Source organism: Streptomyces goshikiensis, from assembly GCF_014650555.1.
GTDB classification, from domain to species: domain Bacteria; phylum Actinomycetota; class Actinomycetes; order Streptomycetales; family Streptomycetaceae; genus Streptomyces; species Streptomyces goshikiensis.
On the sequence record NZ_BMVE01000001.1, the window covers coordinates 542,204 to 557,977 of the forward strand.

At 71.9% G+C, this 15,774-nt stretch carries 13 protein-coding genes and 1 tRNA gene; 3 read left to right on the forward strand and 11 right to left on the reverse strand.

The features are described 5' to 3' along the window. Window positions 1-76: 76 nt before the first annotated feature. The 3 genes from IE248_RS02455 to IE248_RS02465 all read right to left on the reverse strand — a co-directional run bounded on the left by IE248_RS02455 (window position 77) and on the right by IE248_RS02465 (window position 5,161). Window positions 77-1,924, reverse strand: a complete 1,848-nt coding sequence (locus IE248_RS02455; RefSeq protein WP_037793267.1) for a tetratricopeptide repeat protein — start codon at window positions 1,922-1,924, stop codon at window positions 77-79. Window positions 1,925-2,138: 214 nt separating this feature from the next. Next, window positions 2,139-2,212: transfer RNA gene (locus IE248_RS02460), tRNA-Met, on the reverse strand. A gap of 72 nt (window positions 2,213-2,284) precedes the next feature. After that, the gene (locus IE248_RS02465) at window positions 2,285-5,161 is read right to left on the reverse strand and encodes a UPF0182 family membrane protein (protein ID WP_047960682.1); all 2,877 of its coding nucleotides are present in this window, start codon (window positions 5,159-5,161) and stop codon (window positions 2,285-2,287) included. 141 nt (window positions 5,162-5,302) lie between these two features. Between IE248_RS02465 and IE248_RS02470 the strand changes: the two genes are divergently transcribed. Continuing rightward, the gene (locus tag IE248_RS02470; protein WP_037793263.1) at window positions 5,303-5,863 is read left to right on the forward strand and encodes a PPA1309 family protein; all 561 of its coding nucleotides are present in this window, start codon (window positions 5,303-5,305) and stop codon (window positions 5,861-5,863) included. Window positions 5,864-5,890: 27 nt separating this feature from the next. On the opposite strand, the gene IE248_RS02475 is transcribed toward IE248_RS02470, so the two are convergent. The 4 genes from IE248_RS02475 to IE248_RS02490 form a co-directional block, all read right to left on the reverse strand. Beyond that, entirely contained in the window at window positions 5,891-6,979 is a 1,089-nt protein-coding gene (locus IE248_RS02475; RefSeq protein WP_073798209.1) for a YlbL family protein, read from the reverse strand. A 123-nt stretch (window positions 6,980-7,102) separates the two neighbouring features. Beyond that, window positions 7,103-7,315: a hypothetical protein gene (locus IE248_RS02480; protein WP_008741489.1), complete on the reverse strand. Its 213-nt coding sequence runs from the start codon at window positions 7,313-7,315 to the stop codon at window positions 7,103-7,105. Window positions 7,316-7,472: 157 nt separating this feature from the next. After that, window positions 7,473-7,934 (reverse strand): molybdenum cofactor biosynthesis protein MoaE, encoded by a 462-nt coding sequence (locus IE248_RS02485; RefSeq protein ID WP_008741488.1) that lies wholly within the window; start codon window positions 7,932-7,934, stop codon window positions 7,473-7,475. A gap of 468 nt (window positions 7,935-8,402) precedes the next feature. Then, window positions 8,403-9,524: an SDR family oxidoreductase gene (locus tag IE248_RS02490; RefSeq protein WP_037799844.1), complete on the reverse strand. Its 1,122-nt coding sequence runs from the start codon at window positions 9,522-9,524 to the stop codon at window positions 8,403-8,405. Between the two features lie 268 nt (window positions 9,525-9,792). Here IE248_RS02490 and IE248_RS02495 point away from each other — a divergent pair, with 268 nt between their 5' ends. Together IE248_RS02495 and IE248_RS02500 are read left to right on the forward strand one after the other, a co-directional pair. Next, complete coding sequence (locus IE248_RS02495) at window positions 9,793-11,232, forward strand: zinc-dependent metalloprotease (protein WP_008741486.1); 1,440 nt, start codon at window positions 9,793-9,795, stop codon at window positions 11,230-11,232. Further along, on the forward strand, window positions 11,229-11,765 hold the full coding sequence (locus tag IE248_RS02500) for an NUDIX hydrolase (protein WP_190029863.1): 537 nt from the start codon (window positions 11,229-11,231) through the stop codon (window positions 11,763-11,765). The genes IE248_RS02495 and IE248_RS02500 overlap by 4 nt, the downstream gene beginning before the upstream one ends. 89 nt (window positions 11,766-11,854) lie before the next feature. Here the strand turns inward: IE248_RS02500 and IE248_RS02505 are convergent, their stop codons facing one another. The 4 genes from IE248_RS02505 to IE248_RS02520 all read right to left on the reverse strand — a co-directional run bounded on the left by IE248_RS02505 (window position 11,855) and on the right by IE248_RS02520 (window position 15,689). After that, the gene (locus tag IE248_RS02505; protein WP_073798207.1) at window positions 11,855-12,610 is read right to left on the reverse strand and encodes an AIM24 family protein; all 756 of its coding nucleotides are present in this window, start codon (window positions 12,608-12,610) and stop codon (window positions 11,855-11,857) included. A 17-nt stretch (window positions 12,611-12,627) separates the two neighbouring features. Continuing rightward, window positions 12,628-13,308 (reverse strand): AIM24 family protein, encoded by a 681-nt coding sequence (locus tag IE248_RS02510; protein ID WP_008741483.1) that lies wholly within the window; start codon window positions 13,306-13,308, stop codon window positions 12,628-12,630. Window positions 13,309-13,328: 20 nt separating this feature from the next. Then, the gene (locus IE248_RS02515; protein ID WP_190029864.1) at window positions 13,329-15,032 is read right to left on the reverse strand and encodes a TerD family protein; all 1,704 of its coding nucleotides are present in this window, start codon (window positions 15,030-15,032) and stop codon (window positions 13,329-13,331) included. A 117-nt stretch (window positions 15,033-15,149) separates the two neighbouring features. Continuing rightward, a complete protein-coding gene (locus IE248_RS02520) occupies window positions 15,150-15,689 on the reverse strand; it encodes a M48 metallopeptidase family protein (protein ID WP_229895094.1) in 540 nt (179 codons plus the stop codon). Between the last annotated feature and the right edge of the window lie 85 nt (window positions 15,690-15,774).

A 15,774-nucleotide genomic window follows, 5' to 3' on the forward strand; every position in this document is an offset into this window, starting at 1 on the left:
GCAAATCGCTTAACGGACGGCATCCGGGCAGGCCAGGCGGGCGGCAGGCCGGCCGGCCGGGCCGGCAGCAGCCGGCTCAGGCCGAGAGTTCCTCCGCCAGCGCGTCGCGCAACCGGGCGGCCCGCTCCGAGACCTCGGCCGGCCCCAGCTCCATGGCCCGCACGCACCACTTCTGCCCCTCCGCCAGGTCCCCGTGCCGCGCCGCCAGCAGCCCCAGCCGCAGCGCGGCCCGGCCGTGCCCGGCCACCGCCGCCCGGGTCCACCACAGGGCCGCCTCCGGCTCGTTCCCCTCCCGGGCCAGCAGCAGCCCCAGGTTGAACGCCCCGTTGCGGGAGCCGGCCTCCGCCGCCTCCCGGTACCACCGCGCCGCGACCGCCAGGTCGCCCCGCGCGGCGGCCAGCATCCCGACCCGGACCTGCGCCCGCCGGTGCCCCTGCTCGGCCGCCCGCTCGTACCACTCCTCGCTCTCGGTGCGCGCGACGCCGCCCGCGGGCTCGCCCAGCGCCACCGGCTCCGGCGCCGGGGCCAGCGACTCCAGCAGGGAGGCCAGCCGGAACGCGGCCTCCGCACTGCCGCCGCCCGCCGCGCACCGCAGGTGCCGCTCGGCGGCGCGCTCCTCCCCGTCCCGGACCAGCGCGATCCCGACCTGGAGCGCCGCGTCGGTGTGCCCGGCCGACGCGGCCCGCTCGTACCACTTCAGCGCCGTCCGGTCCTCGTCGCGACTGGCGAACAGGATGCCGAGGTTGAACGCGGCGTCGACGCTCCCCGCCTCCGCCGCCTTGGAGAACCACGGCTCCGCGCCCGCCGCGTCGCCGCCCTGGAGGAGCAGGATCGCCAGCGCGTTGGCGGCCTCGCGGTGCCCCGCGTACGCCGCGCGCCGGTACCACTGCTCGGCCTGCGCGGTCCGCTCCTGCGCCGCGCACAGCAGCGCGAGGTTGTACGCCCCGTTCTGGTCGCCCGCGTCCATCGCGGCCCGGTACCAGCGCTCGGCGGTCTGGGTCTCCCCGCGCGCCGCGTGCAGGGCGCCCAGCGCGTTCGCCGCATTGCCGTCGCCGTCCTGCGCGGCCCGGTGCCACCAGGCGGCCGCGCTCTCCTCGTCCCCGGCGTCGCGCAGCAGGAAACCGAGCGCGCACGCCGCGCGCGCCTCGCCCTGCTTGGCGGAGGTCAGGTACCAGCGCCCGGCCTCCTTCAGCTCGCCGCGCGCCTCCAGCAGCGCGCCCAGGTGCAGCGCGGCGCGCCGGTGCCCGCGCGCGGCGGCCTGTCTGTACCACTGTTCGGCCTCGGCCGGGTCGCCCTTGCGCAGGTGCCGGGCCAGCCGGTACGCCGCTTCGCGGTGCCCCTGTTCGGCGGCGGCCCGGAACCACCGCTCGACGCCCTTGTCGCCGCGGTGCTCCAGCAGGTCGGCCAGCCCGTACGCGCCGAGCGCGTGGCCGGATTCCGCCGCCTGGCGCATCCAGTACTCGGCGGCCGGCTCGTCCCCCCGCTCGCGGTAGTGGCGGCCCAGCGCGTGCGCGGCCGGGGCGGATCCGGCGACGGCGGCGACCCGCCACCAGCCGGCCGCCTCGTCGGGGTAGCCGCGCTGGTGCAGGAGCACGCCCAGGTTGTTCGCGGCGGCGCGGTCCCCTTCCGCGGTGGCGCCGCGCAGGTAGGGCTCAGCCCCGGCCAGGTCGCCGCGGCGCAGCAGCAGGGCGCCGAGCACGCTCATGGCACCCGCGTCCCCCTTGTCGGCGGCCACCCGGTGCCGGGCTTCGAGCTCGGCGTCGCTCGCCGCGTCCGCCTCGACGAACGCCTCATCCGCGAAATCCGCATCGGTCAGTGCGGTCTGCGCGTTAACGGTCTGAGCCTCCTCCACGGCACCCGCGTCCGGCTCGGCCTCCGCCCTCACAAACCGCCCTGTCTCCAGCAGAGTTGACCTGTCCCCCATAAATCCCATCGTCGCATCACCTGCTACCCGCGTACACCTGGTATGTCGCAGCCAGTGAGGTCACTACAGCGTTTTGTCGACATGCCCACAGGGAGACAAGTCAAACACGGTCTTGCCCCAACTCACCCGCCCCAGCTACCCCACGTCGTGAAACCACGTCCGCCCCGGACATGACGAAGGCCCGGATCCCATGGATCCGGGCCTTCATCTTCAGTAGCGGGGACAGGATTTGAACCTGCGACCTCTGGGTTATGAGCCCAGCGAGCTACCGAGCTGCTCCACCCCGCGTCGGTGAAACCACAGTATCACGACGCGGGACGGAGCCATTACCAAGGGACCGGCGGGCGGTCCAGCCCCGGCCTAGCCGCCCGTCTTGGGCGCCGTCGCCTTCGCCTCGGCCTCGATCGCCCGCTGCAGCGCGGCCTTGATCTCGTCCTGGGCCTTGCCGTAGGCCGCCCAGTCGCCGGCCTGACGGGCCTTCTCGGCGGCGTCGATGGCCTTCGTCGCGTCGTCCAGGGCCGCCTTGACGGTCGGGTTCTGCGCGGTCGGCGGTGTGACGGTGCCCTCGCCCGGCGGCTGCTGCGGCGGCACGGGCGTGGTCGGCGCCTCGGCACCGAAGACCACGTTCAGCGCCTTGTCCAGGGTGTCCTCGAAGGCCGTCTGGTTGCCGTAGGTCACCAGCACCTTGCGCAGCAGCGGGTACTTCAGCGTGGAGCTGCGCACGTACACCGGCTCCACGTAGAGCATCCCGCCTTCGAGCGGTACCGCGAGCAGGTTCCCGTACTCGACCTCGGAGTCGCCACCGCGCAGCAGGCGGATGGATTCGGCGATCTTCGGTTCCGACTGGAACTTGCTCTGCACCTGCTTGGGGCCGTCGACGGGCTTGCTCGTCGGCAGCTTCAGGATTCTGATCTTCCCGTAATCCGGGGTGCCCGGATCCGCGTTGACCGCCATGTAGGCGCTCAGGTTGGGCCGCTCGTTCGGCGTGAACGTCGTGGTGAGCGAGAAGACCTGGTCCTTCTCCTGCTGGCCCGGCATCTTCATCGACAGGTAGTACGGCGGCAGCGCCGTACCCGCCTTGGCCGTCGGGTCGTCCGGGACGGCCCAGGCCTCACTGCCGCTGAGGAAGGTCTGCGGGTCGGTGACGTGGTACCGGGTGAGCAGCTCGCGCTGGACCTTGAAGAGGTCCTGCGGGTAGCGCAGGTGGTCCATGAGCGCCTTGGAGATGTCGCTCTTGGGCTTCACGGTGCCCGGGAACGCCTTCATCCAGGTCTTCAGGACCGGGTCCTTGGTGTCCCACTGGTACAGGTTGACCGTGCCGTCATAGGCGTTGACGGTGGCCTTCACCGAGTTCCGGATGTAGTTGACCTGGTTCTCCTGCGCCACCACCGCGCGCTGGCTGTTGGTCAGCGAGTCCGCGGTCGTGTCGCCCAGCGTGGTGCGCGAGGCGTACGGGTAACCGTTCGTGGTCGTGTACGCGTCGACGATCCAGACGACCTTCCCGTCGACGACGGCCGGGTACGGCGCGCCGTCGATGGTCAGCCACGGCGCGACGGCCTCGACGCGCTCCTTGGGCGTGCGGTTGTACAGGATCCGCGAGCCCTCGCCGATGGCGCCCGAGTACAGGATCTGCGGCTCGCTGAAGGCGAGCGCGTACGCGGCGCGGTTGACCGGGTTGTCCAGGTTGACCCCGGACTTGCCCTGGTAGCTCGTCTCCTTCTCGCCCTTGTCGTCGGAGTAGTCGAGCTCCTTCTGCGGGCCGCCGACGATCGAGTACTGCTTCGTCCGCTCGCCGTAGTAGATGCGCTGCTCGAAGTCGGTGCCGAACATGCCCCTGGAGGGCAGGTCGGACTGGGTGAAGTCGGGGGCGCCGTCCTTCACGGTGGTGCCCTTGGCCGCGACCACGCCGTAGCCGTGCGTGTACTTGAAGTGGTCGTTGATCCAGTTGTTCTTCGGGATGCCGCCGATGTTCAGCTCACGGAGCCCGATGACGGTGTCCTGGCCGCTGTACCGGTCCACGGCGAGCGTGGACGGGAAGGCGTAGTAGCCCTTGACCTGCTGGAGCTGCTGGAAGGCCGGGGACACGATGTTCGGGTCGAGGAGCCGGACGCTGGCCGTGGTGTCGGCCGCCTGCCGCAGCTTGGTCTTGTCGTCCGTCTGCGGCACGCCCGGGTAGTCCGAGACCTCGGAGCCGGCGATCCCGTAGGCGTCGCGCGTCGCCTTGATGTTCTTCTGGACGTACGGGGATTCCTTGGCCTGCTCGTTCGGCTGGACCTGGAACTTCTGCACGATCGCCGGGTAGAGCCCGCCGATCAGGATCGCCGAGAGCACCATCAGGCCGAAGCCGATGACCGGCAGCTGCCAGGCGCGGCGCCACAGCGTCGCGAAGAACAGCACGGCGCAGATCGCTGCGATCGCGACGAGGATCGTCTTGGCGGGCAGGTAGGCATTGGCGTCCACGTACCGCAGGCCGGTCCAGTTGTCGGCGGCCTTGAAGTCGCTGGACTTGACCGCCAGCCCGTACCGGTCGAGCCAGTACGCGACCGCCTTGAAGGCGACGAAGAGGCCGAGCAGCACCGACAGGTGCCCCGTCGCCGCGTCGGTGGCCCGGGCGCCCGGGCTGGTCACGCGCAGTCCGCCGTAGAGGTAGTGCACGACGGCGGCGGCGATCACCGACAGGACGACCGCGGCGAAGCCGAAGCCGAGCAGGAAGCGGTACCAGGGCAGGTCGAACGTGTAGAACGACACGTCCATCTTGAACTGGGGGTCCTTCGTGCCGAAGGGCACCCCGTTCACATACATGAGCCAGGTCTTCCACTGGCCCGCCGCCGAGGCTCCCGCGATCATGCCGACGAGCGCGGCGATGCCCAGGAGCAGCCACCTCTTGTACGGCGCGATGCTCATCCGGTAACGGTCGAGGCTCTGCTGCTCCATCGACATCGCGCTGAGCGGCGGCCGCAGCCGGTACGCCAGCCAGATGTTGAGGCCCACGGCGCCCGCCATCAGCAGGCCGAAGACGGCGAACAGGCCGATCTTGGTCCACAGCGTGGTGGTGAAGACCACGGTGTAGTCCACGGAGCGGAACCAGAGCCAGTCCGTCCAGAAGCCCGCGAACATGATGAACGCCATGGCCAGAACGGCCAGGACACCCAAGGTCATCAGCAGAGTGCGGGCACGCCGGGACGGGCGGCCGACTCTCATCCGTGGCCCCGAAGGGCCTCCGCCGCGGTCCGGCATCTGGAAAGCCAAGGTGCGCACCTCTGAAAGTCGCTGGGTCTCGTATTCAACGGGGCCCCCGATCGTAGGGCCCACTCATGCAACTTACTGAGGCTTTAGTCAGTTCCCGGTATCCGTCGGAAAGGAGGCAGGATGTTGTCCATGTCCAACGTTTCGCCTTCCCCCGGCACTCCCATGGCGGCCAGTCCGCTGACCCGTGCCTGCCTTGAGATCGACGAGTACGCGGCCGGCCTGGGCTGGGACCAGCCCGCCCGGCTGTTCGCCCTCGTCGACACCGCAAAGCTCCGCAGGCAGGAGCCGCGCCTGGCGAGCCAGCTCGGCCTCGACCAGGACGACACCGGCAAGTCCTCCCTCACCCCGATCGAGCAGGACAAGCTGCCGGCCGGGACCGCCCTCGACAAGTTCCTGGGCACGATCCAGTGGCCCCCGTCGGTCGCCGGCTGCGCGCTGACGGTGGAGCGGCTGATGCTGCCGCCGTCCGCGGAGGCCTCCGTACCGGAGGGGCTCAGTGACAAGCAGCTGGCGAAGTGGGTCGCCGGGCACCCGGAGCGCCAGGAGGTGCGGCTGACGGTGGCCGTCCTGCGCGACGGGTCGCGCGAGTCCGCCGTCCGGCTGCGCGAGAAGGACTCCTCCACCGAGGTGCTCACCGGCGGCGGCCTGGTGCCCGGGCTGGCGGAGGCACTGGCCGCGACCTTCTCGTAGGGCGCGCCGTACGGCCGTGGGGGCCGGTCAGGGCTTGTCGCAGCGCGGCAGCCCGGCCGTGTCCCCCTTGCCGATCTTCTCCAGCGCCTTCGTGGCGTCGCCGATGGTGGAGACCTTCACCAGGGTGAGCCCGTCGGGCACGTGGGCGGCGGCGGAGGCGCAGTTCTCGGCCGGGGTCAGGAAGTACTCGGCTCCGGCCTGGCGGGCGCCGATGGTCTTCATCTGGATGCCGCCGATCGGGCCGACCTTGCCCTCGTCGTCGATGGTGCCGGTGCCCGCGATGAACTTCCCGCCGGTCAGGTCCTCGGGGGTCAGCTTGTCGACGATGCCGAGCGCGAACATCAGGCCGGCGCTCGGGCCGCCGACGTCCGCGAGCTTGATGTCGACCGTGAACGGGAAGGTGTGGTCGGTGCCCGCCCGGATGCCGACGATGGCGTGACCGTCGCCCTCCGCCTTGCCCGAGGTGATCGTGATCTTGGTCGGGGCGCCGGGCTCACGGTGCGCGCGCTCGGCCTCGGCCGCCTCGGCGGCGGGCACGATCGTGAACTCGACGGGCTCGCCGGCCTTGTGCTTGGTGACGAGCTTGGCGACGTCGCCGGGCTCCTTCACCGGGGTGCCGTCCACGGCCTGGATCACGTCGCCGGCGTGCAGCTTGCCCTCGGAGGGGCTGGCCTTGACGACGGAGGAGACCACGACGCGGGCGCTCACCGGGATGCCGAGCTGCTTGAGGGCGGCCACCTTGGCGCTCTCCTGCGACTGGCTGAACTCCTCGGCGTTCTCCTGCGTGGACTCCTTGTCCGTCTTACCGTTCGGGTACAGGTTGTCGTGCGGCACGACGATGTTGTCGCCGGCCAGCCAGCCGTACACCGCTTCCAGCAGGTTCATGTCGTAGTCCGCGCCCGTGACGCGGACCGTGGTCATGTTCAGGTGCCCGCTGGTCCGGTACGTCTTGCGCCCCGAGATGCTGAGGACGGCCTCGCCGCGCGAGTCCCCGAGCGTGTTCACGGTCGGGCCCGGGCTCATCTCGGCGTACGGGACCTTGATGAACAACCCCGTGCAGAACAGCACGAACAGCATGAGGGTGGAAGCGAGCATCGTCGCAGTGCGGCGTGGCATGGATCGACAGTACGGGACTGCCCTGGCGGGCGGCCCCCGGGGCCGGTCCGTACGAGCGCCGTGCGCGGAACTCTCAGGGGATTCTCACCGGCGGGGATCCTCACCGGCGCGCTCCCGGGACGCTCAGACGGCGTCGGAACCGGAATGCGCCGTGGCCCTCGCTGCCGGAGCCCTCGACTCGGACCGGTCGGACCGGTCCATCGCCTCGCGGAATCGCGCGTAACCCGCGAGCTCGGATATGTCGCCTTGCGTGCGGTCGCGGGCCGCCCAGCTGCCCCATATCGCCGCCCCGATCGCGGCGAAGAGCGGAATCAGCAACCACGCCAGAGACGCCATCGGCCTGCCTCCCTACCCCGAAAAGTACCTGTCGTTGGTGGCTTCAACGCTCATGCCCGGAGGGGGGTTACGCAAATCGAGGGCGTGTTGCGCGGCCGAACGGGTGTGACGGTACCGCCTTGCGGGGGCAACCCCGCACGCGGGGGCTTCACCGGGGTCAGCAGGCCCCGACCCACTCCTCGGTGCCGTCGGAGAACCGCTGGTGCTTCCAGATCGGAACCTCGTGTTTGAGGTCGTCGATCAGCATGCGGCAGGCCTCGAAGGCCTCGCCGCGGTGCGGGCAGGAGACGGCGACGACGACCGCCAGGTCGCCGACGGCCAGGTCCCCGGTCCGGTGCACGGCCGCGAGCGCGCGGACCGGGTACTTCGCCACGACGCGCTCGGCGACGCGGCGCATCTCCGCCTCGGCGGAGGGGTGGCAGGAGTAGCCCAGCGCATCGACGTCCGCCCCGCCGTCGTGGTTGCGCACCGTGCCGACGAAGAGCGCCGTACCGCCCGTCGCGTCGTCGCCGACGGCCTTGAAGACCTCGTCGAGCGAGAGCGGGGTCTCACGGATCGCGAGCAGCCGGACGGGGTCCTGGGCGGCCTGCTCGCCGGGGTGGTCGAAATGCGGTGCCATGCAGCCATCGTGCACCACCCGTCCCGCCCGGCGATAGAGCCGATTCGACCGGGTGTACGACCTGCGGATATGGAGCCTCCTACAGAACCCCCGGCCCCGCCGGGGCGGCTCGGGGGACCCCCGGGACCCCCGGGACCCCCGGGGACAGGCTCCGGTGCCCACGGGCGGGGCCTCCGGTCCCCCGGGAGCAGCGCCGGGAGCGCCGGGAGCGCCGGGAGCGCCGGGGCGAGGATCCCGAGCCCAAGGGTGAGGATCCGGGGCGCTGGCAGGGGCTCCGGTGCCCACCGGTGGGGCTTCCCGCACCCGGGACCGCCGCCAGGGCCCACAGGGTGAGGATCCAGTCCACCGGGGAGCCGGGGAGCGGCTCCGGGGGCCGCCAGGTGAGGTTCCGGAGCCCCCGGGCAGGGGCTCCGGGGCCCCGGTCGACGCCCGGGGGCAGCCTGGAGGCCCTGGGGCCTCCACCCCGGGTCAGATGCCGCGGCGGCGGCGCGCGCGGCGGACCGCGGCGGCGGCGCCGAGGAGGGCGACCGTGGCGCCCGCGGCGCCGGCGGCCGTGGCGGCGTCCTTGCGGCCCAGCCGGCGGCCCGCGACCGTGTGGCGGCCCGCGACCTCCTGGAGGAGCTCGGCCAGCACCTCCTCGTTCGTCCAGCGGGGCCGCCAGCCGGCCGCGTGCAGCCCGCTCACGCTGACCACCCACGGGTGCATCGTGTACGCCAGGTCCCCGGCCGGGGACGGCGTCAGGCCGATCCGGTGCAGCCGGGCGGCCGCGCCCAGCGCCACCGCCGAGGGGAGCTCCATGCGGCGGATGCCGCTCAGCTCCTCGACCTCCTCCTGCTCCAGCCAGCCCTCGCAGCCGACCGCCAGCTCGCCCTCGACCTTCTCCAGCGCCGCGTACTCCAGGGCGCTGACCAGGTCCTCCACGTGGCAGAACTGCCAGGTCGGCCGGGAGCCCGCCACCACGAGCAGGCGCGGGGACTCGAAGTACCGGGTCAGCGCCGTGTCCGTACCGCCGACCAGGACCGCGGGGCGGATCACCGTGACGTTCAGGCCCGGGTGCGCGCGCGGCGCCCGCCGGCCCAGCCGCTCGATCTCCAGGAGGTCGGCGAGACCGGTCGCCTCGGCGGTCGCGCGGAGCTCGGAGTCCTCCGAGAGCGGGATGTCGTTGTCCGGGAGCGCCCCGTAGACCATCGCCGAGGTGCACAGCACGACCCGGTGCACGCCGGCCGCGGCGGCGGCGGTCAGCACGGTCTGGGTGCCGCGCACGTTGTACGCCGTACGGGCCGCCGGGTCCGTCTCCAGGTCGAGGTCCAGCGCGAGGTGGACCACCACGTCCGCGCCGCGCAGCTTCTCGGCGATCGCGGGGTCCCGTACGTCCAGGACGTGCCACTGCGCCTCGGCGCAGTCGCCCCGCCGCTCGTCGATCGCGACGACCGCCTTGACCTCCTCGGAGGCGACCAGCCGGCTCACCAGGGCAGCGCCGACCCCGCCCGCGGCGCCGGTGACGGCGATCACGGGGCCCCGGCGGGCGGGACCCGCCGGATTTCGCGGCTGGCGAACGCTCTGGGCGCCGTCGCCGTGCTCGGGGCGGATTTCGGCGTCGTGCGGCGCGCGGCTGTGCTTGTCCGGGCTGTGCTTGTCCAACGCATGCGGATCTGGGGAACTCACCAGGCGTCTCCAGCGGTTGTCTTCAGTAGGGGACGCGCGTGAACGCGTACCTACCAGGTGATGTCCATCCTGCCGCAGCCCAGGACCCGGCGGAGCACCGAGCCCCGAAGCGGGTGTGGTGTCTACGCTGGGTGGTGTTGTCGGACCATTGCCCGTCGGCACCCGCCGACGGCCCTACGAGCCGAGGAAACCCGTGAGCGACACCCCATTCGGATTCGGCCTTCCGCCGGAGGAGCCGGAAGACGGCGACGAAGGCAAGAAGAAGGGCAACCAGGGCGGTCAGGGCGGCCCGAATCCGTTCGGGTTCGCCGGCGGGCTGCCGGGCGGCGCGGGCGGCCCCGCGGGCCTCGGAGGTGCGGACAACCCGTTCGCGGCGATGTTCGGCTCCATGAACCCGAACGACCTCGGCGCGGCCTTCCAGCAGATCGGCCAGATGCTGAGCTACGAGGGCGGTCCCGTGAACTGGGACATGGCGAAGGACATCGCCCGCCAGACCGTCGCCCAGGGCACGCCGGACGGCGTGAAGGACGCCAGCGTCGGCCTCGCCGAGCGGTCGGCCGTCGAGGAGGCCGTGCGCCTCGCGGACCACTGGCTGGACGGGGTGACCTCGCTGCCCTCGGGCGCCACCACCGCCGTCGCCTGGAGCCGTGCCGAGTGGGTCGAGGCGACCCTGCCGGTGTGGAAGGAACTCGTCGACCCGGTCGCCGAGCGCGTCGGCGCGGCCATGGGCGGCGTGCTGCCCGAGGAGATGCAGGCCATGGCGGGCCCGCTGCTCGGCATGATGCGCTCCATGGGCGGCGCCATGTTCGGCCAGCAGATCGGCCAGGCCGTGGGCACCCTCGCGGGTGAGGTCGTCGGCTCGACCGACATCGGACTGCCGCTCGGCCCGGCCGGCAAGGCCGCGCTGCTGCCGCTGAACATCGCCGGCTTCGGCAAGGACCTCGGCGTGCCCGCCGAGGAGGTCCGGCTGTACCTGGCGCTGCGCGAGGCGGCGCACGCCCGGCTCTTCGCGCACGTGCCGTGGCTGCGCTCGCACCTGTTCGGCGCCGTCGAGGGCTACGCCCGCGGCATCACCGTCGACACCTCGAAGCTGGAGGACGTGGTCGGCCAGCTCGACCCGTCGAACCCGGAGCAGCTTCAGGAAGCGCTCCAGGGCGGCATGTTCCAGCCGCAGGACACCCCCGAGCAGAAGGCCGCCCTGGCCCGCCTGGAGACGGCGCTCGCGCTGGTCGAGGGCTGGGTGGACGCCGTCGTGCACGAGGCGGCCAAGCCCCGTCTGTCCTCGGCGGACGCCATGCGCGAGACCATGCGCAGGCGGCGCGCCTCGGGCGGTCCGGCGGAGCAGACCTTCGCGACCCTGATCGGCCTGGAGCTGCGGCCGCGCCGGCTGCGCGACGCCTCGCGGCTGTGGGCCTCGCTCACCGACGCGCGCGGCGTGGACGGCCGGGACGGCCTGTGGGAGCACCCGGACATGCTGCCGACGGCCTCCGACCTGGACGACCCGGACGGGTTCGTGCACCGCGAGCAGCTGGACTTCTCCGAGATCGACAAGATGCTCGGCGAGGCCGCCCAGAAGCACGAGCGGGGCAAGCAGGGCGAGCAGGGCGACGGCGAGGGCGAAGAGCAGAAGTGAGCCTCTACGACGACACGGTCCTGGTCCTGGAGAAGTACGAGGGTCAGGATCAGGAGCAGCGCGCCCTGCGGGACGTCTACCTGGAGCACCTGGCCGCGCATCCGGACGGGGTCTACAAGCCCTGCCAGGCGGGGCACGTCACCGGCAGCGCTCTGGTGATCGACCCGGCGGGGCGGCGCGTGCTGCTGACCCTGCACAAGAAGCTCGGCATCTGGCTGCAGATGGGCGGACACTGCGAGCCCGGGGACAGCACCCTCGCCGAGGCGGCGCTGCGCGAGGCCGTCGAGGAGTCCGGCATCGCGTCCGGGCTCAACCTGCTGCCGGGCGGGCCGGTGCGGCTGGACCGGCACCCGATCCCGGCGCCCTGCAACTGGCACCTGGACGTCCAGTACGCGGCGCTGGCTCCGGCCGATGCGGTCGCGGAGATCAGCGAGGAATCGCTGGACCTGCGCTGGTTCCCGTACGAGACGGTGGCGGCGGTGGCCGACACCTCGGTCGTGCGCCTGCTGGAGGGGACGCTGGCCCGGCTCTGAGGGACCGCCCCGGCGAAGGGTGGAGGAGTGGACGGAAGGGGCGGCCCCGCATCGGCGGGAGCGCCCCTTCCAGGTGTTCTCGTAAAAAATCAGTTCCAGGCGTTGTTCTGGTTCTGGGCGTGCGCTCCCTGCTGCCCCATGCCGAACTGCGCGGCCATGCCCTGCCCGAGCTGGGCGTTCTGCGGGGGCAGCGCCTCGCTGGGCTGCACCAGCGCGAAGCCGGTGCCGAGGAAGCTGAGCTCCCAGCCCTCGCCGGTGTTGCCGCGACGCCGCCACACGCCCGTGGAGTGCGTCTGGGCCTGCATCTGGACCCGGAGCGAGGTCGACCAGGCGACGATGGCGTCCGCGTCGGCGCTGACGTACTTGTCGGGTGTGACCTGCATCATCAGCGGCTGCCCGGAGGTCATCAGGGCGACCTTGCCCCGGCCGGTGATGTTCAGCTGGTACTTGCCGGATCCGGAGATTCCGTACTGGCTGTCCACCGCGATGACCTCGGTGTGCAGGGTGGAGTCCAGGGCCAGGACGTAGCTGCTGTCGACCGTGAGGCCGTCCTGGTCCACATCCACGACGTGCACGTACTGGGCGAGGTTGGCCAGGTAGACCGTGCCCTGCCCGGAGCAGCGCATCAGGTCCAGGCCCTCGCCGGTGCGGCGGCGGGCACCCCGCTGATTGGCGCTCTGGTACTCGCCGTCGAAGTCGATGATGCCCTGGTAGGCGACCATCGCGCCCTTGCGGGCGAGGACGTCGTCGGAGCCGGTCAGCGAGACCCGCAGCAGCTGCGGGTTCTGGACGGCGTACCGCTCCTGGGACTGCGCCTCGGCGTGGGCGAAAAGTGAGCTCTGCATGATGTGCCTTCTCCCCCTCAGCCCCGGGCCCGGAGCCGGTCGGTGCTGTCCTCGCTGGGCTGTACGACCACGATGCCCTGGCCGGAGAAGGCCATCTGGTAGGCCTCCCCGCTGCCCCGGCCGATCATCGACGAGGCCTTGAAGCTGCGCTTGCCCTTGACCTTGAGGTTCGGCGACCAGGCGACGAGCGCGTCCGGGTCGACGTACGTCTCGTCCTCGCCGCGGCCGCAGTCGACCACGATCGGGGTGCCGCGGGAGGTGATCGCGACCCATCCGGTGCCGGAGATCTGCACGTTGAACAGGCCCTGGCCGGCGAACTTGGCCATGCCCTTGACCCGCTCCACGCCCCACTGGAGGTGCGCGTCGAAGGCGAGCAGATTGGTGCCGTTGACGGAGAGCGCGTCGTTGTTGAGGTTGATGACGACGACGTCCGCGCCGTAGTCGGCCAGGTAGAGCAGGCCGTCCCCGGTGCACTTCATCAGCGGTGCGCCTTCGCCGGTGAGCCACTGCGAGGCCATCTGGCGGACGGCGGGCGGGTTCGGCTCGTACTGGACGAAGCCCTCGTACGCGACCATCGAGCCGGTGCGCGCGAAGAGGTCCTGGCCGGACTGCATGGCGACCTTGAGCATGGCCCGGCCGTGGTTCTCCATGCGGGCCGTGACGGGGGTCGGGGCGTAGCCCGCGAGCTGCTGGTTCATTGCGTTCATGACGGGCTCCCTCAGACCTCGTACGGCTGGACGACGATGAAGTTGCCGGGCGCCCCGCGGAACTGGAGGTTCACGGTCTCGCCGCTGTGGCCGGGGTAGGCGTTGCGCCGCAGCCGGACCTGGCTGGAGATGATCACCTGCGAGGCGGAGGACCAGGCGACGATGGCGTTGCTGTCGGCGAAGGTGGTCGGCGTGACGGGCAGGACGACGGGCACGCCGTGCGTCTTGACGATCACCGTGCCGGAGCCCTGGAACTGCATCGTGAACAGGGCGCCGCCGGGGATGCCGTGGCCCTCGATGCGGCGGACCTCGTGCTGGAGGGACTCGTCGAAGGCGAGCACGTTCTCGGCGGAGACGCAGATCCCGTCGCCCTGGAGCTCGATGGCGTGCAGGTGGGCGCCGGTCTCGGCGAGGAAGACCTGGCCGCGGCCGGTGCAGCGCATCAGCTGCATCTCCTGGCCGGTGGCGTTGCCGACGATGCGGCCGGCGAAGCCCGCGCCCTTGTAGCTGAAGTCCACCTTGCCCTGGTACAGGACCATGCTGCCCTGGCGGGCGAGGACGGCCTGGCCGCCCATCGACAGGTCGACCCGCATGAGCTGCTGGTTCTGCGGGGTCCAGCGGGCCCCGGTGGGGGCCTCCTTGTACGGCTGGAGGGCGGCGGCGAGGCCGGCTCCGGCGGCGGGCTGCTGGCCGGGGACCTGGCCCGGGGCCTGGCCCGGGGCCTGGCCGTACGGGGGCTGCTGGCCGTAGGAGGGCTGCTGCCCGTACGGGGGCTGCTGGCCGTAAGCGGGCTGCTGGCCGTACGGCGCGGGGGCCGGGGCGGGCGGCGGCACCTGGCCGCCGTAGCCGGGCTGGCGGCCCGGGACCTGGCCGTAGGAGGGCGGTCCGGGCTGCTGCGGGGGGTGCGGCGGCTGGCCGTACGGCGCGGCCGGGGGCGTGGTGAGCGGGCCGACCATGGTGGGGGCCGAGTGCACCGGCTGCTGCTGCGGGGCGGCGGGCTGGTGGGCCGCGGGCTGGGGCGGGGCGGCGAACGCCGCGGCGGGCGCGGGCGCTTGGGCGGGCGCTTGGGCGGGCGCTTGCGCGGGCGCGCCGAAGGAGGGCGCGGGGGCGGCGGCCTGCGGCGGCGGGGCGAACCCGGGCGCACCGGTGGCCTGGGCCGGGACCTGCTGCTCCGGCGCCGCCTCCTCCTCGGCGACCTCGCCGCCGAAGTTCTTCAGGAGCGCGGCGAGCCCGCCGTCGAAACCCTGGCCGACGGCGGCGAAGCGCCATACGTCCTTCAGGTAGAAGTCACCGATCATCAGCGCGCGCTCGGTGCTGAACTCTGAACCGGTGAAGGAGTAGCGGACGACTTCCTCGCCGCCGGCCACGATCCGGATGTAGCCCGGACCGATCTGTGACATCTGGCCGTCGCCGTCGACGGACGCGGTGAAGGAGAGCCGGTGAATGCCCGCCGGAATCCGGTCGAGGGTCACCCGGAAGGATTCGCTGTCACCGGCCTGCGCGCCGAGTTGCTGAATGGACTCTTCCGGAGACTTCGGCTGGTTGTAGAAGACGAAGTAACGGTCGTCCGACAGCTGCTCATTCGCGTCGAGCCCGAAACAGCTGATGTCGAAGGTGAGTCCGGGCCCGGCGATCGACACGCCCACGTACAGGTCGGTGCCCGCCGTCAGATCGCTGATCTTGGCCTTGTGACCTCGCTGGAATTCCCTGGCCATACGTAACGACCGTCCCCCATCCCGACTGTGAATGCGTGCGGCCCAGGCTAACGGCTCCTGCCGACATCCGGCCAAGTCGGTACCGAGCCGGTACACATCACTCTGCGTTACGCCGGGTCATTCCTCCCGGGCCGCGGGGACCTTGGGGAGGCGCTCGGCGGCGACCACTCCCTCCAGGTAGCCGCGGGCCCGCTCGGTGCGCGGGTAGGCCTCCAGCAGCTCCCAGAAACGGGGGCCGTGGCCGGGTACGAGCAGGTGGGCCAGCTCGTGGAGCAGCACGTAGTCGACGACGTACTCCGGCATGCCCTGGAGGCGGTGCGAGAGCCGGATGCTGCCCTCGGCGGGGGTGCAGGAGCCCCAGCGGGTGTTCTGATTGGTGACCCAGCGCACCGAGCGGGGGCGGGCGCGGCCGCTGAAGTACTGCTCCGACAAACGCTCGGCCCGCTCGGTGAGTTCCGTGTCGCCGAGGGTGCGTTTGCTCTCCTGGGCGGCCAATTTGTCGAGCATGACGCCCACCCAGCGCTGTTCCTCCGCCTCGGACATCCGGGCGGGGATCAGGACGACCGTCCGGTCACCCTCACGGTAGGCGGATACGGTCCTGCGGCGGCGCGCGCTCCGGCGGACTTCCACGGCGCGCTGCGAAGGGTCGGCGGACACGCCACCGAAGGTACCCGTTCGTCGCGGCGGAAGTGCCACCCGTGCGGCCTTCGATCATGATCGATTCGCCGGTCGCGGGGGAACG